22 protein-coding genes are annotated in these 25,418 nt (G+C 41.7%); 16 read left to right on the forward strand and 6 right to left on the reverse strand.

Annotated elements, in window-relative coordinates; genetic code table 11:
- Positions 1-82 precede the first annotated feature (82 nt).
- From dnaA to IMPJCBKJ_RS08350, 7 genes are all read left to right on the forward strand, one after another.
- Positions 83-1,480, forward strand: a complete 1,398-nt coding sequence (gene dnaA / locus IMPJCBKJ_RS08320) for a chromosomal replication initiator protein DnaA (RefSeq protein WP_138602144.1) — start codon at positions 83-85, stop codon at positions 1,478-1,480.
- 13 nt (positions 1,481-1,493) lie between these two features.
- Positions 1,494-2,597, forward strand: a complete 1,104-nt coding sequence (dnaN, locus tag IMPJCBKJ_RS08325) for a DNA polymerase III subunit beta (protein WP_166339770.1) — start codon at positions 1,494-1,496, stop codon at positions 2,595-2,597.
- 6 nt (positions 2,598-2,603) lie between these two features.
- A complete protein-coding gene (gene recF, locus IMPJCBKJ_RS08330) occupies positions 2,604-3,698 on the forward strand; it encodes a DNA replication/repair protein RecF (RefSeq protein ID WP_138602147.1) in 1,095 nt (364 codons plus the stop codon).
- A gap of 12 nt (positions 3,699-3,710) precedes the next feature.
- Positions 3,711-6,137, forward strand: a complete 2,427-nt coding sequence (gyrB, locus tag IMPJCBKJ_RS08335; protein ID WP_166339772.1) for a DNA topoisomerase (ATP-hydrolyzing) subunit B — start codon at positions 3,711-3,713, stop codon at positions 6,135-6,137.
- A 141-nt stretch (positions 6,138-6,278) separates the two neighbouring features.
- Positions 6,279-7,178: a glycine--tRNA ligase subunit alpha gene (gene glyQ / locus IMPJCBKJ_RS08340; protein ID WP_054554789.1), complete on the forward strand. Its 900-nt coding sequence runs from the start codon at positions 6,279-6,281 to the stop codon at positions 7,176-7,178.
- Positions 7,179-7,186: 8 nt separating this feature from the next.
- Complete coding sequence (glyS, locus tag IMPJCBKJ_RS08345; RefSeq protein WP_138618662.1) at positions 7,187-9,256, forward strand: glycine--tRNA ligase subunit beta; 2,070 nt, start codon at positions 7,187-7,189, stop codon at positions 9,254-9,256.
- 61 nt (positions 9,257-9,317) lie between these two features.
- Positions 9,318-9,767, forward strand: coding sequence for a hypothetical protein (locus IMPJCBKJ_RS08350; RefSeq protein WP_054563764.1), 450 nt, complete (start codon positions 9,318-9,320; stop codon positions 9,765-9,767).
- A 169-nt stretch (positions 9,768-9,936) separates the two neighbouring features.
- Here IMPJCBKJ_RS08350 and tusA read toward each other — a convergent pair whose 3' ends face one another.
- The 3 genes from tusA to fadB form a co-directional block, all read right to left on the reverse strand.
- Positions 9,937-10,176, reverse strand: coding sequence for a sulfurtransferase TusA (gene tusA / locus IMPJCBKJ_RS08355; RefSeq protein ID WP_054554785.1), 240 nt, complete (start codon positions 10,174-10,176; stop codon positions 9,937-9,939).
- 153 nt (positions 10,177-10,329) lie between these two features.
- Positions 10,330-11,496: an acetyl-CoA C-acyltransferase FadA gene (fadA, locus tag IMPJCBKJ_RS08360; RefSeq protein ID WP_054554784.1), complete on the reverse strand. Its 1,167-nt coding sequence runs from the start codon at positions 11,494-11,496 to the stop codon at positions 10,330-10,332.
- Positions 11,497-11,501: 5 nt separating this feature from the next.
- On the reverse strand, positions 11,502-13,661 hold the full coding sequence (fadB, locus tag IMPJCBKJ_RS08365; RefSeq protein ID WP_166339774.1) for a fatty acid oxidation complex subunit alpha FadB: 2,160 nt from the start codon (positions 13,659-13,661) through the stop codon (positions 11,502-11,504).
- Between the two features lie 195 nt (positions 13,662-13,856).
- Here fadB and IMPJCBKJ_RS08370 point away from each other — a divergent pair, with 195 nt between their 5' ends.
- From IMPJCBKJ_RS08370 to IMPJCBKJ_RS08410, 9 genes are all read left to right on the forward strand, one after another.
- On the forward strand, positions 13,857-15,743 hold the full coding sequence (locus IMPJCBKJ_RS08370) for a transglycosylase SLT domain-containing protein (RefSeq protein WP_166339776.1): 1,887 nt from the start codon (positions 13,857-13,859) through the stop codon (positions 15,741-15,743).
- Between the two features lie 93 nt (positions 15,744-15,836).
- Positions 15,837-17,159: a Xaa-Pro dipeptidase gene (gene pepQ / locus IMPJCBKJ_RS08375; protein WP_054554781.1), complete on the forward strand. Its 1,323-nt coding sequence runs from the start codon at positions 15,837-15,839 to the stop codon at positions 17,157-17,159.
- A gap of 57 nt (positions 17,160-17,216) precedes the next feature.
- Positions 17,217-17,834, forward strand: coding sequence for a YigZ family protein (locus tag IMPJCBKJ_RS08380; protein WP_166339778.1), 618 nt, complete (start codon positions 17,217-17,219; stop codon positions 17,832-17,834).
- 95 nt (positions 17,835-17,929) lie between these two features.
- Entirely contained in the window at positions 17,930-19,381 is a 1,452-nt protein-coding gene (locus tag IMPJCBKJ_RS08385) for a TrkH family potassium uptake protein (RefSeq protein ID WP_054554779.1), read from the forward strand.
- A 36-nt stretch (positions 19,382-19,417) separates the two neighbouring features.
- Positions 19,418-20,074: a flagellar brake protein gene (locus IMPJCBKJ_RS08390; RefSeq protein ID WP_300357340.1), complete on the forward strand. Its 657-nt coding sequence runs from the start codon at positions 19,418-19,420 to the stop codon at positions 20,072-20,074.
- A 468-nt stretch (positions 20,075-20,542) separates the two neighbouring features.
- Positions 20,543-20,752, forward strand: a complete 210-nt coding sequence (locus IMPJCBKJ_RS08395; protein WP_054554777.1) for a calmodulin — start codon at positions 20,543-20,545, stop codon at positions 20,750-20,752.
- A gap of 67 nt (positions 20,753-20,819) precedes the next feature.
- The gene (locus IMPJCBKJ_RS08400; RefSeq protein WP_054554776.1) at positions 20,820-21,032 is read left to right on the forward strand and encodes a calmodulin; all 213 of its coding nucleotides are present in this window, start codon (positions 20,820-20,822) and stop codon (positions 21,030-21,032) included.
- Between the two features lie 140 nt (positions 21,033-21,172).
- Positions 21,173-21,388 carry a calmodulin gene (locus IMPJCBKJ_RS08405; RefSeq protein WP_054554775.1) on the forward strand — a complete coding sequence of 72 codons (216 nt, stop codon included), beginning with the start codon at positions 21,173-21,175 and terminating at the stop codon, positions 21,386-21,388.
- A gap of 86 nt (positions 21,389-21,474) precedes the next feature.
- A complete protein-coding gene (locus IMPJCBKJ_RS08410; protein WP_054554774.1) occupies positions 21,475-21,693 on the forward strand; it encodes an EF-hand domain-containing protein in 219 nt (72 codons plus the stop codon).
- A gap of 84 nt (positions 21,694-21,777) precedes the next feature.
- Here IMPJCBKJ_RS08410 and trkA read toward each other — a convergent pair whose 3' ends face one another.
- The 3 genes from trkA to fmt are packed head-to-tail and all read right to left on the reverse strand — an operon-like array spanning position 21,778 to position 25,399.
- Positions 21,778-23,154 carry a Trk system potassium transporter TrkA gene (trkA, locus tag IMPJCBKJ_RS08415; RefSeq protein WP_054554773.1) on the reverse strand — a complete coding sequence of 459 codons (1,377 nt, stop codon included), beginning with the start codon at positions 23,152-23,154 and terminating at the stop codon, positions 21,778-21,780.
- 12 nt (positions 23,155-23,166) lie between these two features.
- Positions 23,167-24,453 (reverse strand): 16S rRNA (cytosine(967)-C(5))-methyltransferase RsmB, encoded by a 1,287-nt coding sequence (rsmB, locus tag IMPJCBKJ_RS08420; RefSeq protein ID WP_054554772.1) that lies wholly within the window; start codon positions 24,451-24,453, stop codon positions 23,167-23,169.
- A complete protein-coding gene (gene fmt, locus IMPJCBKJ_RS08425; RefSeq protein ID WP_166339782.1) occupies positions 24,446-25,399 on the reverse strand; it encodes a methionyl-tRNA formyltransferase in 954 nt (317 codons plus the stop codon). Before fmt ends, rsmB begins: the two co-directional genes overlap by 8 nt.
- Positions 25,400-25,418: the final 19 nt, after the last annotated feature.

The following is a 25,418-nucleotide window of genomic DNA, read 5'->3' on the forward strand; positions in this document are numbered from 1 at the left end:
GGTCAAAGATTAGCAATAAATGTTTGATTTTCCATCATTAAAGATGAACGGGAATAAAAATTAAATCTCTGGGAGTTTAACTGTGTATCTGTCGGTTTGGCAAAGTTGTTTATATGTATTGCAAGATGAATTGCCTTCACAGCAATTCAGTATGTGGGTAAGACCACTTCAAGCAGAAAGTACCGAAGATACGTTGACTATATATGCACCTAACCGTTTTGTTTTGGATTGGGTGAGAGAAAAGTATTTAAACCGTATTAATGAACTACTCGTTGAAATTTGTGGTGATGAAGCGCCTGAATTACGTTTTGATGTTGGTAGTAAACCTATTTTAAATGCCCAAGTGGCATCAGCACCGGCTGCAGCAGAAGCTAGCGCGCCTGTTACCCAACAGACTGCCGAAAAACAACAGCCAAAACCTGAAAAAGCAGCGGTCGAACCTGCACCAAAATCAGGCTATAAATCAAACATTAAAGAAAATTACACCTTTGATAGCTTTGTTGAAGGTAAATCAAACCAATTAGCAAAAGCTGCAGCGACTCAAGTTGCAGATAACCCAGGTTCAGCATTTAACCCTGTATTTATATACGGTGGTACTGGCTTAGGTAAAACTCACTTATTACACGCTGTTGGTAACGGTATTATGGCTAATAAGCCAGATGCGAAAATTGTTTATATGCACTCAGAGCGATTTGTGCAAGACATGGTTAAAGCGCTTCAAAATAATGCCATCGAAGAATTTAAACGTTATTACCGAAGTGTTGATGCATTGATGATCGATGACATTCAATTTTTCGCTAATAAAGAACGCTCACAAGAAGAGTTCTTTCATACCTTCAACGCTTTACTTGAAGGAAATCAACAGATTATCTTAACTTCAGACCGCTATCCAAAAGAGATTGAAGGGGTTGAAGATCGCCTTAAATCACGTTTTGGTTGGGGCTTAACCATTGCTATTGAGCCGCCAGAGCTTGAAACGCGCGTTGCTATTTTGATGAAAAAAGCGCAGCAAAGTAAAATTAATTTACCTCACGAAGTTGCCTTTTTTATCGCGAAAAAATTACGCTCAAATGTGCGTGAATTAGAAGGGGCGTTAAACCGCGTTATTGCTAATGCAAACTTTACTGGTCGTCCGATTTCGATCGACTTTGTAAAAGAAGCGCTACGTGACTTACTTGCGCTGCAAGATAAACTGGTAACGATAGATAATATTCAACGCACTGTTGCTGAGTATTACCGTATTCGTGTGTCAGATTTACTCTCTAAACGTCGTAGCCGTTCAGTAGCAAGACCACGTCAAGTGGCCATGGCATTATCAAAAGAGCTTACAAATCACAGTTTACCTGAGATTGGCGACGCCTTTGGCGGTCGTGATCACACAACTGTATTACACGCTTGTCGTAAAGTTAAATCACTCCGTGATGAAAGCCACGAAGTGAAAGAAGATTATCAAAACTTAATAAGAACCTTGTCATCTTAAGGCCGACTTTATTATGCAAATAACAATATCAAGAGAGCAATTTTTAAAACCTTTAGTTCAAGTGTCTGGTGCGATTGAGCGTAAGCATACTTTACCGATTTTATCGAACGTACTGTTAGTTGTTGAAAACGGACAACTTTCGATGACGGGTACTGATCTTGAAATTGAGTTAGTGGCGAGTGTGTATGTCGGTGAAGATACCACAGATACGCAACTTACTTTACCAGCTAAAAAGTTACTCGATATTTGTAAAAGTTTACCTGATGGCTCAGACCTTACGTTAAGTAGCCAAGATCATCAGTTACTACTAACAAGTGGTAAAAGCCGTTTTTCTTTAACTACGCTAGCCGCTGAAGATTTTCCGAATCTTGAGCAATGGGATGGTGAAGTTGAATTTCAACTAACGCGTTTAGAATTGCGTAAACTTTTAGAAAGCACGCACTTTTCTATGGCGAATCAAGACGTACGTTATTACTTAAACGGTATGTCATTTGAAGTTGATAACGCAGATATTAAAACAGTGGCTACAGATGGTCACCGTTTGGCGATTGCACAAAAGCAATTACCACAGTCTTTAAATACACAACGTCAGTTAATTATTCCACGTAAAGGTGTACAAGAAATTATGCGCCTAATGGTGGCTGATGATGAGCTAGTAACCATTCAATTTGGTGCTAACCATATTCGTATTATTGATACTGAGTTTACGTTTACCAGCAAGCTGGTGGATGGTCGTTTCCCTGACTATCGTCGTGTATTGCCACGTGGTGGTGATAAAGTGATTACTGCTAACCGTGAATGGCTTCGTAGTGCTTTCCAACGTGTGTCTATTTTATCGAATGAAAAATTCCGTGGTGTACGATTAAACCTATCTGAAGGTTTATTAAAAATTACTGCTAACAACCCTGAGCAAGAACAAGCTGAAGAGGTTGTTGAGGTAATGTACCAGGGCGGCGAACTTGAAATTGGCTTTAACGTTTCTTATGTGCTTGATGTACTTAATACATTAAAAACAGAAGATGTAACCTTTACGCTTGCAGACTCTAATAGCAGTGCGCTAATTGAAGGTGCAGGTGACGAAGAAGCTATGTACGTTGTAATGCCGATGCGCCTATAAGCTTATATGAGTTTAAGTCATTTAAGCCTCAATAATTTTCGGAATATTGAGGCGCTGACAATTGAGCCGGTTAATGGCATAAACATTATCTATGGCGAAAATGGCAGCGGAAAAACCAGCCTCCTTGAGGCGATATATTTCCTTTCTCACGGTAAATCATTTCGTACCGCCAAACATAAAAATATCATTCAGCATCAACAAGACAAATTTGTGATTCATGGGCGCAAAGCGCTGCATGATTTGTCTATTCCGATTGGTATAAGCAAAAACCAAGCGGGTGAAACGTCTTTAAAGATTCAGGGAAAAACGAGCCGTAAAATCTCTGAATTAGCTCAACTAGTGCCGGTGCAAGTTATTACTCCAGAAAGCTATTCGTTGTTTTTTGGTGGCCCAAAAGAGCGTAGAAAATTTCTCGATTTAGGATTGTTCCACGTGGAACATGACTTTTTTTACTTGTGGCAATCTTTTAATAAAGTACTAAAGCAACGTAATGCTTTATTAAAAAGTAAACCTCGAGATTATTTCGAACAGATCAAGTTTTGGGATAAAGAATTTGTTAGACTAGCTGAACAAATAAATAATCTAAGAATCGCGTATATAAGTAGGTTTAAGCAGCAGTTTTTTGATAAAATGTGTGCAGAATTAACGCTTGTAAGCGATTTAGAAATTAACTTTCATGCGGGCTGGAAAGAGAGTGAAACGCTCTCAGAGGCGCTTGAGCAAAGCTTTGAACGTGATGCTAAACAAGGTTTCACAAGTAAAGGTCCGCATAAAGCTGATTTTAGTTTTAGTGTTTCTGGTAACAGTGTAGAAAATACGTTTTCTCGCGGTCAATTGAAGCTCTTGCTTTATGCGTTAAAAGTAACGCAAAATAGCTTAATTGAGTCAGAAACTGATAAGCAATCTATATTGCTAATAGATGACTTACCTTCAGAACTGGGTGAAGATACAAAAGAAAAAGTGGGTCAACTTTTGACTCATTGCGATTCGCAACTTTTTATCTCATCAATTTTATCTGAAAGTATTTCTGCTGTGGTGGAACCCATGCAACGAGAACTAAAAATGTTCCACGTGAAACATGGCAACCTAATAACAAGATAAGTGGGATTAACCATGTCTGAGAATTACGATTCGTCGAGTATTAAAGTACTTAAAGGATTAGACGCAGTAAGAAAGCGTCCAGGAATGTATATAGGGGACACCGATGACGGTACAGGCCTACACCACATGGTGTTTGAGGTTGTTGATAACTCTATCGATGAAGCCTTAGCTGGTCATTGTGATGATATTTTTGTAACGATTCACTTAGACGGTTCAGTCTCTGTAAGAGATAACGGTCGTGGTATTCCTACATCTATTCACGAAGAAGAAGGTGTTTCTGCGGCTGAAGTTATCATGACGGTACTTCATGCTGGTGGTAAGTTCGATGATAACTCATATAAAGTATCAGGTGGCTTACACGGTGTAGGTGTTTCAGTAGTAAATGCACTATCTGAAAAGCTACAACTGACTATTCGTCGTGAAGGCAAAATTCACCAACAAGCATATACTATGGGTGTACCAGATGCGCCATTAGCTATAATTGGTGACGCAACAGACACGGGTACTGAATTACGTTTCTGGCCAAGTGGTGAAACATTCAGTGACCTTAACTTCCACTACGATATCTTAGCAAAACGTTTGCGTGAGCTTTCGTTCTTAAACTCTGGTGTAAGTATCATTCTTACTGATGAGCGTGAAGAATCTAAAAATGACCACTTCAAATATGACGGTGGTATCCAAGCATTCGTAGAATATCTAAACCGTAACAAAACACCTGTACATAAAAGTGTTTTCCACTTTACCCATGAGCGTGAAGAAGACGGTATTAGTGTAGAAGTTTCAATGCAGTGGAACGATGGTTTCCAAGAAAGCATTTACTGTTTCACAAACAACATTCCACAACGTGATGGTGGTACGCACTTAGCTGGCTTTAGAGCTGCATTAACACGTACGCTAAATAACTACATGGAAAAAGAAGGCTTTAATAAAAAAGCGAAAACAACAAGCAATGCGACGGGTGATGATGCTCGTGAAGGCTTAACTGCGGTTGTAAGTGTTAAAGTACCTGATCCTAAGTTCTCATCACAAACGAAAGACAAACTAGTATCAAGTGAAGTTAAGTCTGCTGTAGAACAAGCAATGGCAGAAAAACTAACAGAGTTCTTATTAGAGAACCCTGTTGATGCTAAAACAGTTGTTGGCAAAATTATTGATGCAGCACGAGCTCGTGAAGCAGCACGTAAAGCACGTGAAATGACACGCCGTAAAGGTGCAATGGATTTAGCTGGTTTGCCAGGTAAATTGGCAGACTGCCAAGAAAAAGATCCAGCACTTTCTGAACTATACATAGTGGAGGGTGACTCTGCAGGTGGTTCAGCTAAGCAGGGTCGTAACCGTAAAAACCAAGCAATTTTGCCACTTAAAGGTAAGATTCTTAACGTTGAAAAAGCGCGCTTTGATAAGATGCTTTCTTCTCAAGAAGTAGCAACTCTAATCACTGCATTAGGCTGTGGTATTGGTCGTGATGAATATGACCCAGAAAAGCTACGTTATCATCGTATCATTATCATGACCGATGCGGACGTGGATGGTTCTCACATTCGTACCTTACTACTGACTTTCTTCTACCGTCAAATGCCAGAGATTGTAGAAAAAGGCTTTATCTATATTGCGCAACCACCACTTTATAAAGTGAAAAAAGGTAAGCAAGAACGCTACATTAAAGATGACCCAGCGCTTGTTGATTATTTAACATCATTAGCATTAAACAATGCTGCACTTTATACAAGCGAAGGTGCATCTGCACTTGAAGGTGAAGAACTAGAAAGAATCGTTCACGACTATCAAAATACAGTTAAAGTGATTGAACGCTTAAAACGTAAATATCCAAACTCGGTTATGGAACGTTTAATCTATCAAAGCGAAATTACCGAAGCTGATTTAGCAGATGAAGCAAAAGTTAAAGAGTGGACTAACACGCTAGTTGACGACTTAATTGCACGTGATGAAGATGCAACTATCTTCCATGCGGGCACTGAGCACGATACTGAGCGCAACATGTATTATCCTGTTGTGAATATTCGTCAACATGGTGTGGATAAAGCTCATGTACTAAACCATGACTTCATCACATCGCGTGACTATAAACGCATTGCAGCGACAGGCGTAAACATTGCTAACTTACTTGAAGAAGGGGCATATGTTCAACGCGGTGAGAAAACTCTTGCTGTTGATAACTTTGTGGATGCATTAGAGTGGTTAATCAATGAATCGAAACGCGGCCTTTATATCCAACGCTATAAAGGACTCGGTGAGATGAACCCTGATCAGCTTTGGGAAACCACTATGGACCCAGATGCTCGTCGTATGTTGAAAGTAACAATTGAAGATGCAGTAGCGGCAGACCAATTGTTTGCGACTCTAATGGGTGACCAAGTTGAGCCGCGTCGTGACTTCATCGAAACGAATGCACTACGCGTAGTTAACTTAGACGTATAACGCTAAATTAAGAATTAAAAAGGAGCCAACAGGCTCCTTTTTTTATTGCTGAAAAAGCACAAACTGCTTAAAACCTTACTGCACACAAGGTATACTGAGAGCAATTTTCAGACTAAACGCACCAGATACTATAAGCCAAATATGCAAAAATATGACGTTAAAACCTTTCAAGGTTTGATCCTGGCTTTACAGGACTATTGGGCACAGCAAGGCTGTGTGATTGCTCAACCACTCGATATGGAAGTGGGAGCAGGGACATTTCATCCGTTAACTTTCTTAAAGTCGATTGGCCCAGAGCCAATGTCGAGCGCGTATGTTCAACCATGCCGCCGTCCAACTGATGGTCGTTATGGTGAAAACCCGAACCGTTTACAGCATTACTACCAATTCCAAGTAGTATTAAAACCATCACCAGAAAACATCCAGGAGCTTTATTTAGGCTCTTTAGCTGCTGTTGGTATTGATACACTAACTGATGAAGTTCGCTTCGTAGAAGACAACTGGGAGTCGCCTACATTAGGTGCTTGGGGTCTAGGTTGGGAAATCTGGTTAAACGGCATGGAAGTAACACAGTTTACTTACTTCCAGCAAGTAGGTGGCTTAGAGTGCTCACCAGTAACCGGTGAAATCACTTATGGTCTTGAGCGTTTAGCAATGTATATTCAGGGCGTAGATAGTATCTATGACCTAGTATGGGCAGACGGTCCTATGGGTCGTGTGACATATGGTGATGTATTCCATCAAAATGAAGTAGAGCAGTCAGCTTATAACTTCGAACAAGCGGATGTTGAGTTCTTATTTGCACAGTTCGATCACTGTGAAAAAGAAAGCGAAAAGCTAATTGAAGCAGGCTTACCATTACCAGCTTATGAGCAAGTAATGAAAGCATCACATGCGTTTAACTTATTAGACGCTCGTCACGCTATCTCAGTAACAGAACGTCAACGTTATATCTTACGTGTTCGTGCTTTATCTAAAGCATGTGCGCAAAGTTACTATGATGCCCGTGAAGCTCTTGGTTTCCCGCTTTGTAAGGATTAAGAATTAGCATGTCAGCAGAAAATTTATTAGTAGAAATTGGCACTGAAGAGTTGCCACCGAAAGCACTTCGTAAACTTGCTGAGTCGTTTGCTGAGAACTTAGCAGCTGAGCTTGCAAGCTTAGAATTAAATCATCAAGGCGTTAACTGGTACGCATCACCACGTCGTTTAGGCTTACGTGTTACTGCACTTGAAGCAAAACAAAGTGACAAGGTTGTAGAAAAGCGTGGTCCTGCAGTTGCAGCCGCTTTTGATGCCGATGGTAATCCAACTAAAGCAGCAATGGGTTGGGCGCGTGGTTGTGGTATCGATGTAAGCGATGCACAAACACTAGAAACAGATAAAGGCGCTTGGTTATTACATAAAGCACAGGTTGAAGGTCAAGCAACTACATCGCTTATGAGTGATGCAGTAAACAAAGCACTTGCTAAATTACCTATCCCTAAACCAATGCGTTGGGGGGCAAATAAAACACAATTTATTCGCCCAGTGCACACAGCGACTATTTTATTTGGTAGCACGCTGATCGAAGGCGAAATACTTGGTAAGCAAGTTGGCAACCAATTACAAGGCCACCGTTTCCATCATCCAGAAAAAGTAACAATCAACCACGCTGATGATGTGTTTGATGTGCTGAAATCTGCTTACGTTGTCGCTGACTTCGAAGCGCGTAAAGCACAAATTCGCGAACAAATTGAAGCAGCAGCTAGCGCTGTAAATGCAAAAGTAGCGATGGATGAAGACTTACTTGAAGAAGTAACATCCTTGGTTGAATGGCCAGTAACGTTGACAGCAACATTCGAAGAAGCATTCTTAGATGTTCCTTCAGAAGCGCTTATCTATACCATGAAGGACGACCAAAAGTACTTCCCGTTATTAGACCAAGATGGCAACTTACTTAACAAGTTCCTATTTGTTTCTAATATTGAAAGTAAAGATCCAAGCGTGGTAATTGCCGGTAACGAAAAAGTTGTTCGTCCTCGTTTAGCTGATGCACAGTTCTTCTACGAAACCGATAAGAAGAAAACGCTAGAGAGCCGTTTAGAATCGCTAGATACCGTTTTATTCCAAAAGCAACTTGGTACGCTGAAAGATAAATCTGAGCGTATTAGTGAACTTGCCGGTTACATTGCTGAGCAATTAGGTGCCGATGCCGAGCTGGCTAAGCGAGCAGGTTTATTAAGTAAAACAGACTTAATGACCGAAATGGTTATGGAGTTTACCGACGTACAAGGTGTAATGGGTATGCATTACGCTCGTCACGACGGTGAAGCTGAAGAAGTTGCACTAGCGCAAAATGAACAATATATGCCTCGCTTCGCGGGCGATAACTTACCAACAAATGTGATCAGCTGTGCGGTCGCAATTGCTGATAAGTTTGATACGCTGGTGGGTATTTTTGGTATTGGCCAAGCGCCAAAAGGTGACAAAGACCCATTTGCACTACGCCGTGCAGCAATTGGTGCATTACGCATCATGGTTGAAAAATCATTACCGCTAGATATCTTAGACCTTGTTGCTAAGTCACAAACACTATTCGGTGAAAAGCTAACGAACCTAAACGTATCAACAGATGTGTTTGAGTTTATGTTAGGTCGTTTCCGCGCATGGTATCAAGATGAAGGTATCGAAGTTGATGTCATTCAAGCAGTGCTAGCACGTCGCCCAACTAAACCAGTTGATTTCGACCGCCGTGTTAAAGCAGTAAGTCACTTCCGTACATTAGACGCAGCAGAAGCGCTTGCAGCAGCAAATAAACGTGTAAGCAATATCTTAGCTAAAAATGACATCACAACACAAGGTGATGTGAATGAGAGCCTATTAAGCGATGACGCAGAAAAAGTATTAGCGTCACACGTTGCTAAGTTTGCAACTGAGCTTGCACCTTTATATGCAAATGGCGATTACCAAGAAGCATTGTCACAACTTGCGGGTATCCGTGAGAGTGTTGATAACTTCTTCGATAACGTTATGGTAATGGCAGATGACGAAGCGGTTAAACAAAACCGTTTAGCATTGTTAAGCCAACTAAGCCGTCTGTTTTTAGATATTGCTGATATTTCTGTACTTCAGAAGTAAGCAGTAGCCAATTAATAAAAGCCAGCTCAGTGCTGGCTTTTTTGTAGCATAAGGAACAGTAATGAAACGTGTAATTACTTTAGCATTAGCAGGCTTATTAACAGCCTGTTCTAGCCAAATGCAAATGCCAAGCATTGACGATATTCTGCCAAGTAAAGAGCTTGACCGTACTATGTATTTACGTGGTGATTTCACCTTGTGGGATGCCGAGCCGCAGTATCAATTAGAGCAAGTTGCACCGGGCATATTCCAAACCGACGTTAAGTTTTCAACACCTGGTAAGGTTTATGAATTCAAAGTAGCGGATGCAGATTTTAGCGAAGGCTATAACTGTGGTTACAGTGATATGGACCCAGCAGGGCAATCATTGGTTCTAGGCCAAGCCGCCAATGCCGATTGTAATACCATCTATAATTATTTCAGCTTTAAACCCGCTGCAAAAGGTGTGTATGTAGTGAGCTTTGATTACCGCAATAGTAATCAACCAAAAGTGACAGTAACGAAGAAATAGCTTTAAGCTTTCAGCTGTCAGTTTTAAGCCGATCGAGTGAGCGTTTAATATTGATAAATGCTCACTTTTAATTTTAATTGATTAACTCGAAACTCGAAACTCGAAACTCGAAACTCGAAACTCGAAACTCGAAACTCGAAACTCGAAACTCGAAACTCGAAACTCGTTGTTACAACCCTTTCTTCACCAAGTATCGATACGGTGCTTGTTCTACATCTTTAGCCACAAGTGTGTGATCCATAAAAGTACAAAAGCTGGGGATATCGCGGGTGGTTGATGGGTCGTCGGCGATGATAAGTAATGTTTCGCCATCTTTCATTTTTCGTACTGCACCACGCACCATCATCACAGGTTCTGGACAACGAAGGCCAAGTGCATCTAATTGGTGATCGGGATTATCAAAACTCATGGCTGACCTTTTAGGTGAAAGAGACGATTAATAAGCGGCTATTTTAACTTTCTATTGTCGCCAGTTTCAATAACCGAAAGCAAAGCAAATAAAAAAGGCGCACTGAGCAATTCAGTGCACCTTTTTATCACCAAGATGTTTGGTGTGAGCTCGTTATTCTACGCGCTCAAATACAGTTGCAATACCTTGGCCTAAACCAATACACATAGTTGCTAGGCCGTATTTAGCGTTCTTGTCTTCCATTAGGTGAACAAGCGTTGTGCTAATACGTGAACCAGAACAACCAAGCGGGTGACCAAGTGCAATTGCACCACCATTTAGGTTAACTTTTTCATCTACCACATCCATCAGACCTAGGTCTTTTAATACTGGTAGAGATTGTGCTGCGAAGGCTTCGTTAAGCTCTGCAACATCGATATCGTCAATAGTGATACCTGCTTGTTGAAGTGCTTTTTGCGATGCAGGAACAGGGCCGTAACCCATGATTGATGGATCGCAACCTGCAACAGCCATTGATTTAATACGTGCACGAATTGGTAAACCAAGTTCTTTTGCTTTCTCTTCGCTCATTACAAGCATTGCTGATGCGCCGTCAGAAAGTGCAGAAGAAGTACCTGCGGTTACGCTACCTGATGCTGGATTGAATACAGGGCGAAGTTGCGATAAACCTTCAACAGTTGTCTCAGGACGGATTACTTCATCGTCTTCAACTAAGATTAAAGAACCATCTGCATCGTGACCTTCCATTGGCAGGATTTCACGACGGAAACGACCTTCAACAGTTGCCGCGTGTGCACGTTGGTGTGAACGGTAAGCAAATTCGTCTTGTTGCTCGCGGCTAATGCCGTGTAGCGTAGCAAGGTATTCTGCAGTTAAACCCATTACGCCAGCAGCTTGTGCTACAGACGTTGATAAACCTGGGTGAAAATCATTACCGTGAGTCATAGGTACGTGACCCATGTGCTCAACACCACCAATGATGTAGGTATCACCAGCGCCAGTCATAATAGCGCGTGCTGCATCGTGTAATGCTTGCATTGATGAACCACATAAACGGTTAACTGTGACAGCTGGTACTGAGTGAGGGATACCGGCTAGTAGTGCTGCGTTACGAGCAATGTTAAAACCTTGCTCTAAAGTTTGTTGTACACAGCCCCAGTAAATATCATCAATTGATGCTGGATCAACGGCTGGGTTACGGTCTAACAAACCTTTCATTAAGTGAGCACTTAAATCTTCCGCACGCTTGTTTTTGAATACGCCGTTCTTTGAACGACCCATTGGTGTGCGGATACAATCTACGATTACTGGATTATTCATGTTTCTTATCCTTCCACCTTATAGAATACACGGCCTTCTTCGGCCCACTTGCGAGTTTCATCTGATACTTGGTAAATCGCACCTAAGTGAGCGTATTTGTCTGCTGTTGCAACAAAGTTCGCTAAACCAGTTTGATCTAAGTAACGGAATGCACCGCCTCTAAATGGAGGGAAACCAATGCCGTAAATTAGCGCCATGTCAGCTTCTTGTGGTGACGCTACGATACCTTCTTGTAAACAAAGTAGTACTTCGTTGATCATCGGGATCATACAACGGTCAATGATTTCTTGTTTATCGAAATCTTTAGGTGCATCAGTGATAGCACTTAGTAACTCAGTTGCTGTAGCATCTTTTGCTTTTTTCAGGCGACCACGACGGTCTGGCGCGTATTGGTAGAAACCAGCACCATTTTTCTGACCAAAGCGCTTTTCGTTTGCAAATACAGTAACAGGGTCTTTATCTTGGCGAGCCATACGCTCAGGGAAACCGTCAGCCATTACACCAGTACAGTGGTAAGCTGTATCGATACCTACAACATCAAGAAGATAGGCAGGACCCATTGGCCAACCAAATACATTTTCCATCACTTTATCAACTTTAGTGAAGTCAGCACCTTCAACAACAAGTTTGCTGAAACCTGCAAAGTAAGGGAATAGTACGCGGTTTACAAAGAAACCAGGGCAGTCGTTTACAACGATTGGTGATTTACCAAGTTTTAATGCGTAATCAACAACGGCATTAATTGTTGCTTCTGATGTTTTTTCACCACGAATGATTTCTACTAATGGCATTTTTGGCACTGGGTTAAAGAAGTGCATACCACAGAAGTTTTCTGGTTTTTCAAGTGCCGATGCTAACTCGTCAATACGAATTGTTGAGGTATTTGAAGTTAGGATAGTGCCCGCTGGTAAGTCTTTTTCAAGGCCCGCAAGAACAGCTTGCTTCACTTTAGGGTTTTCAACCACAGCTTCAACAACGATGTCTGCGCTTTGTAAGTCTGCATCGTTTAGCGTTGGCTTGATCTTGCCTAAGGTAGCAACCATCTTATCCATCGCCATATGGCCACGTTGTACTTTTTTGCCAAGTAGCTTAGATGCTTCACCCATACCTAAATCAAGTGCATCTTGGTTGATGTCTTTCATGATAATAGGTGTGCCTTTATAAGCAGACTGGTATGCAATACCACCGCCCATAATACCAGCACCTAATACAGCAGCTTGTTTGATCTCAAGCTCACTGTGTTTAGCTTGCTTCTTCGCTTTACCTTTAATGTATTGGTCAGCTAAGAAAATACCTGTTTGCGCAGCAGCTTCGCTTGTTGCTGCTAATTTAGCAAAGTTAGCGTTTTCAATCGCCATTGCTTCAGCGCGTTCACAGTTTGCCGCAGCTTTGATTGTTTTTACAGCCATAACAGGTGCTGGGTAGTGACCTTTTGTCTGACCCATTACCATGCCTTCCGCCATCGCAAAGCTCATACCTTGCTCAACACGGTTCATTTTCAGTGGCTGTAATTTTACTTGTCGTTTTGCTTGCCAATCTAGCTTGCCAGCAATTGCTTGCTCAAGTGTTGAAATACTTGACTCTAAAAGTTTGTCAGCACTAACTACTGCGTCAAATGCACCTACCTTTAGGGCATCAGCGGCGCGGTTTTCTTTACCTGTAGTGATCCATGTCATCGCATTATCAGCGCCAATAAGGCGTGGAAGGCGAACTGTACCACCAAAACCAGGCATAATACCTAGTTTAACTTCAGGTAGGCCAATTTTAGCGTTAGAGCTAGCAACGCGGTAATCGGTAGCAAGTGCCCACTCACATCCACCACCAAGCGCCATGCCGTTTACAGCACTTAGCGTTGGGAAAGGTAAATCTTCAATTGCATCAAAAACGTCAGTTGCATTTTTGATCCATGCAACAAGTTCTTCTTGAGGCTTAGTGAAGGTAGGTAAAAATTCGAAAATGTCGGCACCGATAATGAAATGATCTTTATCGCTGGTGAACACCATGCCTTTGATATCTGAGTTTGTTGCCAATTCTTTTAATGCTAAAGCGCAATCTTGCAAGGTTTGCTGCGAAAGTTTATTTACTGAGCCGTCTGCACAGAACTTAAACTCGGCGATGTTGTCCTTGATGAAAGCAACTTCAAATGAATCGCTTTTATATAACATTATTATTCTCCCTAGTTTATTAACTAAGACTGGTACGATGAGTTTGCATTTCAATCAGTGTGCTTGCTTTAAAATGAAAATGCAACGAAAAATTTACTACGCTTTATCGCGATTGGTTAAAATATAGCTGGTTTGGTGCTAAGGTGTAGCAGAAGTTTTTTGTTATTAATTCTTTAATTTTTGTTAAAGGTCATCATGAAAAAACAACTCTTTGGTTGGACAGCTGCCGCATTACTTTTTCCTTTTTTTGCAGCTGAAGCCAACGATAAACATGACGCTTTTTTAAAAGCAGAAAAAAAGGCGCGTTACGGTGATTATCAAGACATGAAAGAGGCGGCAAATGGGCTTGATCACCCATTGAAACCTTATGTCGAAAAGGCTTATTGGCAACGAAACCCAAGCCTTAAACACCAGACCGAAATCGAGGACTACCTCAATGTTTACCAAAACACGCCATTAGAGTGGCCTGTGCGTAAGGCATGGCTTAATTATTTAAAAAAGTATAATAAAAAAGCGGCTTATATTCGTAACTACCGCGAAACAAGCAATAACGAATTAACTTGTCCTTATTTAAGTTTTCAATTGGACTTAGGTGCCCCTGAAAAAGCCATCATGAACCAAGTAACAGATTTATGGGTGGTAGGAAAATCTCAGCCAAAAGAATGTGATGAGTTGTTCTCACTTTGGAAGAAAAAAGGCTATCAGACCGAAGAGCGAGTTTGGCAGCGTATTAGCTTAGCTGCCGAAGGAGGCTCATCGAGTTTAATTCCATATTTAAAAACATTATTGCCTCGTGCTGATCAATATTTAGCTGATTTATATTTAAAGGTACGCAAAGACCCAAGTGCTTCGGCGGGTCTTTATCGTTATAAGAAAAAGTCTGCTAAAGAAGGGCAAATCGCGATTTATGGTGTGAAGCGCTTAGTATGGCGAGATAAAGACCTTGCATTACGTGCATGGGAAAAACTCGAAACCATGTTTAATTACACTGACGAGCAAAAAGCAGACGTTTACTACAGCTTTGCGTTATCGCTTGCCTCAAGCGGTCATCAACAAGCACGCTTTTGGTTAAATAAGGTGCCTAAAGAACGCCAAACTCAAAAGTTAATGCAATGGCAACTTGGTAATATGCTAGAGAGGCAAGATTGGTCTGGCATAGTGGCGTTTTTCACAGGTAAAGAAAACTTGAGCCTTGGTCAGCAATATTGGCTGGCGTATAGCTTAAATCAACGTGGTGAAGTCGAACGTGCTCGTGAGATTTGGCAAACAGTGGCTAAAGAGCGTGACTATTACGGCTTTTTAGCGTCTGCACGCTTAGGTGTTCCGGTTAGCTTAAATAATAAAGAAATTAATATAAGTAACAAGTTAAAGCTTGAGGTGGCCAATGCCCCTGGCTTTAAGCGCGCTCGCGCTTTGTATGAGCTTGAGCGTTTTACTTCTGCGCGTCGTGAATGGAATTATTTAACGGATACATCAACCAAAGAAGAAAAGCTCGCCGCGTCTTTGCTTGCTGCTGAACTTGATTGGTATGACAGTACCATTTACACCTTAGCGCAAATAAAAGAGTGGGACTATGTCGACTTACGTTTCCCATTTGCATTTAAGAATGTGTTTGCCACTTATAGTAGTCGTAGCCATATTGATGTCGCTTGGAGCATTGCAATTTCACGCCGTGAAAGCTCTTTTGCACCGGATGCGCGTTCTCATGCAAATGCCCATGGTTTAATGCAGTTGTTGCCAAGCACTGCTAAATATATGAATAAGAGCTCGGTATCACGAAAACAGTTATATCAGCCTCGTACTAATATTCGTCTTGGTAGTGAGTATTTGCAGTATTTGAAAAAGAAAAATCATGGCAACGAAATCCTAGCAACGGCTTCTTATAATGCGGGCTACCATCGTATTAAACGCTGGATCCCTGAACAAGCTATGCCAGCAGAGCTGTGGATTGAGTTAATTCCTTATACAGAGACACGAAACTACGTTAAGAACGTGTTTGCTTACAGGCAGGTTTATCACACTCGATTAGGACGCGATGGCAATGTTCTAGCGCCAATCCTTGATATGTCGATGGGTGGTTAAACTCGATTTGCCACACTATCCTCCCTCAGTTGGGGGATAGTGCTGGCTATGATAGACTTCTAACAAGTTAAATTTACTAAAGATGGGTTTACTATGGATAAATTAGCGGTGCTATACGCCGAACATATTGCAACCTTGCAACAACGCACTCGTACAATTACAGAGCGTGAAGGTTTAGAAGGGTTAGTAATTCACTCAGGTCAGGCTAAACGTCAGTTTTTAGATGACATGTATTATCCGTTTAAGGTGAATCCGCAATTTAAAGCTTGGTTACCAGTGATCGACAACCCACATTGCTGGATTGTGGTTGATGGTGCATCTAAGCCGAAACTGATTTTTTATCGTCCTGTCGACTTTTGGCATAAAGTGCCTGACGAACCACGTGATTTTTGGGCTGAGTATTTTGATATTGAATTATTAGTACAGCCAGATCAGGTAGAAAAACTGCTTCCTTATGATAAAGCTAAATATGCTTATATCGGTGAATATTTAGAAGTAGCGCAAGCACTGGGCTTTAGCATTATGAATCCAGAGCCAGTGATGAACTACTTGCATTTTCATCGTGCTTATAAAACACAATACGAGCTTGAGTGTTTACGACAAGCTAACCGTATCGCGGTAGATGGCCATAAAGCAGCACGTGATACGTTTTTTGCTGGTGGTTCAGAGTTTGATATTCAGCAAGCTTACCTCATGGCTACCCGCCAGAGTGAAAACGAAATGCCTTACGGTAATATCGTTGCACTAAATGAGAACTGTGCAATTTTACATTACACGCATTTTGAACCTAAAGCGCCGCAAACGCATCATTCTTTCCTTATTGACGCTGGTGCAAACTTTAATGGTTATGCTGCTGATATCACACGTACTTATGACTTTAAAAAGTCAGGTGAATTTAGCGACTTAATTAAAGTAATGACTGAGCATCAAATCGCTTTAGGTAAAGCATTAAAGCCAGGCCTGTTATACGGTGAATTGCATTTAGATTGTCACCAGCGTGTAGCGCAAGTACTAAGCGACTTTAATATTGTGAAATTACCAGCCGCTGAAATTGTGGAACGTGGTATTACGTCGACGTTCTTCCCGCATGGTCTTGGTCACCACCTTGGTTTACAAGTTCACGATATGGGTGGCTTTATGGCTGATGATACAGGTGCGCACCAAGCACCACCGGAAGGTCATCCTTTCCTACGTTGCACTCGCTTAATCGAAAAGAACCAAGTATTTACTATTGAACCTGGTTTATACTTTATCGACTCGTTATTAGGTGACCTTGCGCAAACTGACAACAAACAGTTTATTAACTGGGAAAAAGTTGAAGCGCTTAAGCCATTTGGCGGTATCCGTATTGAAGATAATATTATCGTTCATGAAGATAGCCTAGAAAACATGACGCGTGATCTACACTTAGATTAACGATAAAGGTTCGTGAATATCGGGGCCAATAGGCCCCATTTTTTTAGATAAGCAATTATGTCTGAATACCAATATCCGGCTGAGCCGGTTTTTTACCAAGAAGAAATCAAAAAAAGCACCTTTATTGTGCATATTGCCCACACTCCTGATCTTGCGTCAGCAAAAGCCTTTATTAAAGAAATTCAAGATAAATACAGCGATGCTCGTCATAATTGCTGGGCACATGTTGCGGGTAACCCCGGTGGCAGTCATGTGTATGGTTTTTCTGATGATGGCGAGCCTAATGGCACGGCTGGTAAGCCAATGCTTAATGTATTAACAGGTTCTGGTATTGGTGAAATTACAGCGGTGGTAACCCGTTATTTCGGGGGCATCAAGCTTGGTACAGGTGGGCTAGTTCGCGCTTACGGCGGTAGTTTAAATAATGCCATGCGCGAGCTTAAAACCATTACCAAGGTACCGAGTGTTGAGCTGGTTGGCCAAAGTGATTACAGCGTACAAGGTGCAATCGAGCAGTTATTAAAAAATCAGTATCAGGTGCTTAATATCGAAAAACAATTTGCAGAGAACATCACTTGGCAAATTGAAATCGATAGCCGTCAGGCGCAGCAAGCGATTGCTGATATCCATGAATTGACTCATGGCGAAGTTAGCCTAAAAGTCAGAAAAGTTTGAAATGTAAAAATAATACATTCCGTTTACTTACAATTAAGCCTGTAAGACAATAAACTGTATTAGCTAAACATTTAATAAGAAAGCGATACGCCTAGATGCAATTTCGTACCATAATAAAAATTCTCGGCCAGCTGGTGGCGTTATTTAGTATCACTATGGTGCCACCGGCACTGGTGTCTTTGATCTACAAAGACGGTGGTGGTGTGCCATTCGTTCTCGCTTTTATCTTTAGTGTTGTAATTGGTTTAGCGGCTTATTATCCAAACCGTCATGAACATGGTGATCTTAAAGCCCGTGAAGGCTTCTTGATTGTGGTCTTGTTCTGGTTAGTACTAGGTACCTTCGCTGCGGTGCCTTTAGTGTTCTTACAAGAACCTAACCTCTCCCTAGCTGACTCCGTATTTGAGGCCTTTTCTGGGCTGACAACGACAGGGGCTACCGTACTTACGGGCATAGAATACCTACCTAAATCAGTGCTCTTTTATCGCCAGCAACTGCAATGGCTAGGTGGTATGGGGATCATCGTACTAGCGGTCGCGGTACTGCCTATGCTAGGTGTCGGTGGTATGCAGCTATACCGTGCAGAAACACCTGGTCCGGTTAAAGACTCAAAAATGACACCGCGTATTGCCGATACTGCAAAGCACCTTTGGTATATCTATGTATCGCTGACGATTGCCTGTACGCTTGCATACTGGGCTGCAGGGATGGATTGGTTTGATGCAATATGTCATGCATTCTCTACGATTGCGATTGGCGGCTTCTCTACCTACGACGCATCAATGGGGCAGTTTGATAGCCCATTAATTAACTTTATCTGTGTCGTGTTTTTGCTGATCGCAGCCATTAACTTTTCGCTGCACTATGCAGCTGTATCGTCACGCAATATTCGTGTTTATTTACGCGACCCTGAATTCAAAGTGTTTTTATTGATTCAATTAGCCTTAGTTATTGTCTGCTTTACTGTGCTGTCATCAAATAATATTTATGCCGATGGTGATGAGACTCTCGACCAAGCCATGTTCCAAGCGGTTTCAATGAGTACAACCGCGGGCTTTGCGACTGATAACTTCTCAGCATGGCCGCTGTTCCTACCTATTTTACTTATCTTTTCAAGTTTTATTGGCGGCTGTGCCGGATCTACCGGTGGTGGTATGAAGGTCGTGCGGGTGTTCTTACTTTACCTACAAGGTATTCGTGAACTTAATCGTCTAGTGCACCCGAGGGCTATTTATTCAATTAAATTAGGCCGAAAAGCACTCCCAGATAAAGTTGTAGAAGCCGTTTGGGGCTTTTTCTCAGCCTATGCGTTAGTGTTCGTCATTATTATGTTGGCGCTGATGGGCACCGGTATGGATAACATCAGTGCATTCTCAGCAACCGCTGCTTGCTTAAATAACTTAGGCCCTGGTTTAGGTGAAGTCGCTGCTCATTACGGCGCGATTTCTGATACGGCAAAATGGCTACTTACTATTGCGATGGTATTTGGTCGTTTAGAAATATTTACTTTATTAGTGTTATTTACCCCAACGTTTTGGCGAGGGTAAACGGCGGATAACTCTCTAGGAATGGAGATCAAAAAAGTGCCAAAAACCCAAAAGCAATTAAATTTAGAAAAGTTAACCTGTATTCCTGCTGGTAGCTTAGTTGATGTGGAAATTATCACACCAACAAATAGTAAGCGTGTGAAAACAGAGTTTATTGGCTTGATGAATGAGCAATACATCATCTTAAATTACCCTTCCTCAAAGCGATTGGCGAACGGCAGTGATTTCATCAAAGACGGTGTGATGGTGATTATACGGGCTGTGCTCGAAGCGGGCGGTGGTCAAGTAATTGCTTTTCGCCAGCAAATAAGCGCCTTATCATCGCACCCTTATCGCTTAATCTTTCTTGACTTCCCTCAGCAAGTGCAGCTTTATAGTTTGCGTAGTGAAGCGCGTATTCCTACGTTATTCCCTGCAAACTTAGTCATTGCAGAGCAAAAACTGGCAGGGCTTATTAAAGATATTTCTGTGACAGGTGTGCAGTTTGATATTAATAGCAAGGAGGACTTAAGCGCTTTTAAAGGACAAAGCTGCCAAATCACCCTAAGTAAACGTGAGTTTAGTGGCAAGGTATGCAGCGTACGCAAGCGAGCGGGTGGCTTTATGTTCGGTGTACAGCTTGATACCAGTGAAGATGAAATGAAAGCGTTTATGAAAGAGCACTTAATTGACCTTTCAGTGTTGGATAGTTAATGCCAATTCGCCATTTTGCAACAAAATGGCTATTTTCCTCAATTTAACCCCACAGATATTAAAATTATTTTATAAATAAATTTAAATAACCAATTAAATCAATGTATTACTAATTAAATTAATTTCGATTTTTTTCTTTAAGTTTTGTTGTTCAGATAGTATTTATTTTCCAATCCCTAACTTTTCTGTTTTCTAATCCGAATTAATCGCTATTGTCTCCATTTTAATATTTGTAACTTATTGATTTTAAAGGTGACAAAAAACCAACCACCGAGCTTGTTGCAAAACAGCAACAAATAAATCGCGTTATTTCCCCCTAATTCTCGGTGTTTTAATTTAATGCACTGATTTTATTGTTCTTTTTAACTTTGGCATCGAAGTTGAAATAGCCTTAGCGAACACAGAGAAAAACTGATTCAGGAACATATCCTTTATCACAGTTGAGACAACATTGAAGGAATAGTGATTATGAAAACGTTACACAAAACTTTAGCACTTGTAGCTCTTGCAACTTCATCTGCAGCATTTGCCGCTGACTTTGACACATTAGATGTTAATGGTGATGGCGCAATCAGCAAAAGCGAAGCATCTGTAAGCGAAGCATTAATGAGCCAATTTAAAGAGCTTGATACAGACGGCAACGGTGAGCTGTCAAAACAAGAGTACTCAAAAGCTTAATTTCATTGTAAGGACGCACTGAAAAGGATTTCTAACTCAAGACAACACATTTTGAAGGAATGACATTATGAACACAGTAAATAAAACACTAGCACTTATGGCACTTGTATCTTCATCTGCAGCATTTGCGATGAGTGACTTCGATACCTTAGATGTTGATGGCAATGGTGTTATCAGCCAAAGCGAAGCATCGGTAGATGCAGAGCTTATGAGCAAATTCAGTGAACTAGACACTGACGGTAACGGTGAGTTATCGAAACAAGAATTTTCAAAAGCTTAATGTGATTAAGCAAAACCAGTTTTTTTAGCTGATTAGTTCTGAGCTGCCAAAGACAGCCTAAATGGATAAGGGAATCCATGACAAAGGACAACACTGGAAGTGTGATCAGCTAACACTCTTAATATTGAAGGAATATGATTATGAAAACAGTAAACAAAACATTAGCTTTAATCGCACTTGCATCATCATCAGCAGCTTTTGCAGCATCTGACTTTGACACTCTAGATGTTGACGGTAATGGCGTGGTTAGCAAAAGTGAAGCAGCCGTTGACGCAAAAATTATGTCGCAGTTTAAAACACTAGATGTGAATGGCGACGGCGTTCTTACTGAAGCTGAGTTCTCTGAAGCCGAATAACTGAATTAGTACGTAGTTATACCAGTTTCCACTAAGCAAGGATCTCAGAAACGGATTTCACTCTTTTAAAATTTAAGGTAGTTATTATGAAACAGTTAAGCACAACAATCGCAATTTTAGCACTAGCAACATCATCAGCAGCCTTTGCACAAGGCGTAAGCTTTGCAACGTTCGATACCGACGGTGATGGTGTGATCAGCAAAGAAGAAGCGTCTGCAAATATGCAGCTTGAAAAGTTATTTCCAGAGTTAGATAGCGATGGTAATGGCGAACTTTCAAAAGAAGAGTTTGCTCAAATTCAGTAGAATCTTTTAGAAAAGTTAGGTACTTTCACTTCAAGAGTCGTAAAGCAGCTGTCATGGCTGCTTTTTTCGTTTATAAGCGTTCGTTTACAAGAAGATAGCACTTACTTGGAATAGCTTTTCAACAACTGTAATGTGCTTTTTATCAATCAAGAACATGATAACGTGGTCGCCAGACTGAATAACGGTATCGTCATGGGCAATCAGCACATCATCGTTACGTACAATTGCACCAATGGTAGTTCCAGCTGGTAGCTTAATCTCAGCAATTGCTCGGCCAACAACTTTAGATGTATGCTCATCACCATGAGCGACAGCTTCAATAGCTTCTGCTGCGCCTTTACGTAACGAATAAACATTAACAATGTCACCACGGCGAACGTGTGTTAGTAGTGCTGAAATAGTGGCTTGCTGAGGCGAAATAGCAATATCAATCTCACCACCTTGTACTAAGTCTACATAAGCGCCACGCTGAATAAGCACCATGGTTTTTTGTGCGCCCATACGCTTTGCCAGCATCGCAGACATAATGTTTGCTTCATCATCATTGGTAACAGCAATGAAAACATCTACTTGTTCAATATGTTCTTCAGATAACAGTTCTTGATCAGAGGCATCGCCACAAAATACGACGGTGTTATCAAGCATTTCAGAAAGCTGTGCTGCACGCTCTTTATTGCGCTCAAGCAGCTTAACGCTGTGGTTTTTCTCAAGTGAACGCGCAAGGCCCGCACCGATATTACCACCACCGGCGATCATGATCTTTTTGTATGAACGTTCGAGCTTTTGAAGTTCATTCATGACTGCGCGAATATGCTTTGTTGCAGCGATAAAGAACACTTCATCGTCCGCTTCGATAACGGTTGTGCCAAGTGGTTTAATCGCTTTACCTTGACGATAAATAGCCGCTACCCGGGTTTCGACATTCGGGATGTGCTCTTTCAAGGCTGAAAGTGCATAACCCACCAGCAAACCACCGTAATAGGCTTTCACCGCAACCAGCGATAACATGCCATCGGCAAATTGTAATACCTGTAAAGCACCCGGATAGTCGATTAAGCGACGAATATACTTAGTTACCAGCGCTTCAGGAGCAATGTAGTGATCAACAGGTAAGTCGTCATTATGAAATAGCTTTTCACGGTACTTTAAGTATTGCTCTGAGCGAATACGGGCAATTTTGGTTGGTGTGTTAAAAATACTATAAGCAACTTGGCAAGCAACCATGTTCACTTCATCTGAACTGGTTACGGCAATAATCATATCGGCGTCTTCTGCGCCTGCGCGACGCAATACATCGGGATGCGCACTGTGACCGGTAACACCTTGTAAGTCGTACTTATCTTGTAGCTCTCGCAAACGGTTACCGTCGATATCGACAACGGTGATCTCATTTTGCTCACCTACGAGGTTTTCTGCCAATGTGCCACCAACTTGTCCGGCACCGAGTATGATTATTTTCATAGCTTGTTCTTATTAGTGTTTTTTAACTAGCTTTGCGTAATAGAAACCGTCACTTTCACCAGGCAGTAATTGCAGACCAGGTAAAGTAGGGGTGTCGTTTTCATGCAAAGGTATGTGTTCAGCACTTTGATTATTGGCAAGGAACTTCGCAACTTGTTGTTGGTTCTCTTGCGGTAATACAGAGCAGGTCGCATAAACTAACGTACCACCAGGCTTAAGTAGAGGCCAAATGCTATTTAGGATATCGCCTTGTAAGTTAGCTAGATCTTCAATATCAGATGCACGACGTAACCACTTAATATCAGGGTGACGACGGATCACGCCAGTTGCTGAACAAGGCACATCAAGCAAAATACGGTCAAATTGCTGTTCATCCCACCAGATATGGGGTTGTGAAGCATCGGCACATTGTAGATCGGCAGCCAAGCCAATACGCACTAAGTTTTGTTTAACACGTTCTAGACGCTCGCTGTCGCTATCTAGTGCTAATACGTCAGCGTCGGCAAGTTCTAGGATATGGCACGTTTTACCACCTGGCGCTGCACACGCATCTAAAATGACATCATCATTTTGTGGATCTAAAAAGCGTGCTGCTAATTGCGCCGCTGCATCTTGAACTGAGCAGGCACCGGTATCAAACTCTGGTAATGCGTATACATCACACGGTTTAGCTAGTTTAATACCATCAGGAAAATCAGCATTAAGGGTATGCTCAATATCATTTGCTTTAAGCATCTCGCTGTATTCTTGGGTGCTGTACTGCGCTTGGTTTACACGTAACCACATAGGTGCTTGCAACTGATTCGCTTCAAGAATTTCTTGCCAGTTATCAGGATAAGCTGCAGTAACTTGTTTGATAAACCAACCTGGGTGGTTAAATTTGCAAACAGGAATTTGCTTTGCTTTTTCTTCAAGCTCAGCTTGCTCACGTTGGAAACTACGTAAAATCGCGTTAATCAGACCTTTTAAACCCAGTGCGCGCATTTGCTGAAGCGCATTAACCGTTTCGCTGATTGCTGCATGAGGCGGTACACGCATATGTTGAAGTTGGTAAATACCCACATACAACAAGAACTGGAAAATACGGCGCTTACCTTTTAGTGGTTGATCTAAAAGTTGCTGGCAATAATTTTCTAGGCTAGGTAAATAGCGCAGCACACCGTAGCAAATTTGTTGTAGTAAGGCTTTATCTTTCGGCGATAAACCCTGGCTTGCAAAAGGTAGCTCTTGATTAAGCGACGCGCCTTTATCGACTACGTTGTAAAGGGTTTCAGCAGCAAGTGCTCTTACATTACTCATTGCTTTGACCTAATACTGAGCCAGGCTCGACCCAATCACTGCGACCATTTAAAAAGTCAGTAACAGCCATTGGTTTTTTACCTTGCGGTTGAAGAAGGGTGATTTTAAGTGCATCTTGCCCACAGCCAACAGTAATACCTTGCTTATCAGCAGCAATGATTTTACCGGCTTGTGCAGTTTGCGATACAACTTCGGCTTGCCAAATTTTTACTGTTTGTCCTGCCATTTCGGTAAAACAAACAGGCCATGGATTAAAAGCGCGGATATTACGCTCAATTTGCGCAGCATCCATTGACCAATCAATATTGGCTTCGTCTTTTGATAACTTTTTAGCGTAATTAGCTTGTGCGTCATCTTGCTTTTCTGGAGTGATTTCACCTGCAGCAAGACGGTTGATTGTACTGATCAGTGCATCAGGACCCAATGCAGCTAGCTTATAGTATAAAGAGCTACTGGTTTCTGTGCTATCAATTGGGCAACGGCTGATATGCAGCATGTCGCCTGTATCTAAGCCTTCATCCATTTGCATTATTGTTACACCGGTTTCATTGTCACCAGCCCAAATAGCACGTTGGATCGGTGCAGCACCACGCCAGCGCGGTAAAATAGAGCCATGCACGTTTAAGCAGCCTAAGCGCGGTGCATCTAAAATCGCTTTTGGTAACAGTAAGCCGTACGCCACTACAATCATAATATCGGCGTTCAGGCTGGTAAGCTCTGCAAGCGCTTCATCTGATTTGAGTGATTGCGGTTGAAATACAGGTAAATCATGAGCAAGCGCCAGCTCTTTAACTTCACTGGCTTTTAGCTTTTTACCTCGGCCCGCTGGGCGATCTGGTTGGCTATATACACCAACAATGTCGTGCTCTGAGTCAATCAGTGCTTGTAAATGGCGCGCAGCAAAATCCGGCGTACCAGCAAAAATAATGCGTAATGGTTGTGTCACAGATATTCCTATTGATTAA

It is taken from the genome of Pseudoalteromonas sp. MB47 (assembly GCF_011319765.1).
In the GTDB taxonomy this organism is placed as follows: domain Bacteria; phylum Pseudomonadota; class Gammaproteobacteria; order Enterobacterales; family Alteromonadaceae; genus Pseudoalteromonas; species Pseudoalteromonas simplex.

Excerpts from the sequence above, each read along its gene's own strand:
- dnaN (WP_166339770.1), top strand. The coding sequence starts at position 1,494 with ATGCAAATAACAATATCAAGAGAGCAATTTTTAAAACCTTTAGTTCAA.
- recF (WP_138602147.1), top strand. The coding sequence starts at position 2,604 with ATGAGTTTAAGTCATTTAAGCCTCAATAATTTTCGGAATATTGAGGCG.
- gyrB (WP_166339772.1), top strand. The coding sequence starts at position 3,711 with ATGTCTGAGAATTACGATTCGTCGAGTATTAAAGTACTTAAAGGATTA.
- glyQ (WP_054554789.1), top strand. The coding sequence starts at position 6,279 with ATGCAAAAATATGACGTTAAAACCTTTCAAGGTTTGATCCTGGCTTTA.
- glyS (WP_138618662.1), top strand. The coding sequence starts at position 7,187 with ATGTCAGCAGAAAATTTATTAGTAGAAATTGGCACTGAAGAGTTGCCA.
- IMPJCBKJ_RS08350 (WP_054563764.1), top strand. The coding sequence starts at position 9,318 with ATGAAACGTGTAATTACTTTAGCATTAGCAGGCTTATTAACAGCCTGT.
- tusA (WP_054554785.1), bottom strand. The coding sequence starts at position 10,176 with ATGAGTTTTGATAATCCCGATCACCAATTAGATGCACTTGGCCTTCGT.
- fadA (WP_054554784.1), bottom strand. The coding sequence starts at position 11,496 with ATGAATAATCCAGTAATCGTAGATTGTATCCGCACACCAATGGGTCGT.
- fadB (WP_166339774.1), bottom strand. The coding sequence starts at position 13,661 with ATGTTATATAAAAGCGATTCATTTGAAGTTGCTTTCATCAAGGACAAC.
- IMPJCBKJ_RS08370 (WP_166339776.1), top strand. The coding sequence starts at position 13,857 with ATGAAAAAACAACTCTTTGGTTGGACAGCTGCCGCATTACTTTTTCCT.
- pepQ (WP_054554781.1), top strand. The coding sequence starts at position 15,837 with ATGGATAAATTAGCGGTGCTATACGCCGAACATATTGCAACCTTGCAA.
- IMPJCBKJ_RS08380 (WP_166339778.1), top strand. The coding sequence starts at position 17,217 with ATGTCTGAATACCAATATCCGGCTGAGCCGGTTTTTTACCAAGAAGAA.
- IMPJCBKJ_RS08385 (WP_054554779.1), top strand. The coding sequence starts at position 17,930 with ATGCAATTTCGTACCATAATAAAAATTCTCGGCCAGCTGGTGGCGTTA.
- IMPJCBKJ_RS08395 (WP_054554777.1), top strand. The coding sequence starts at position 20,543 with ATGAAAACGTTACACAAAACTTTAGCACTTGTAGCTCTTGCAACTTCA.
- IMPJCBKJ_RS08400 (WP_054554776.1), top strand. The coding sequence starts at position 20,820 with ATGAACACAGTAAATAAAACACTAGCACTTATGGCACTTGTATCTTCA.
- IMPJCBKJ_RS08405 (WP_054554775.1), top strand. The coding sequence starts at position 21,173 with ATGAAAACAGTAAACAAAACATTAGCTTTAATCGCACTTGCATCATCA.
- IMPJCBKJ_RS08410 (WP_054554774.1), top strand. The coding sequence starts at position 21,475 with ATGAAACAGTTAAGCACAACAATCGCAATTTTAGCACTAGCAACATCA.
- trkA (WP_054554773.1), bottom strand. The coding sequence starts at position 23,154 with ATGAAAATAATCATACTCGGTGCCGGACAAGTTGGTGGCACATTGGCA.
- rsmB (WP_054554772.1), bottom strand. The coding sequence starts at position 24,453 with ATGAGTAATGTAAGAGCACTTGCTGCTGAAACCCTTTACAACGTAGTC.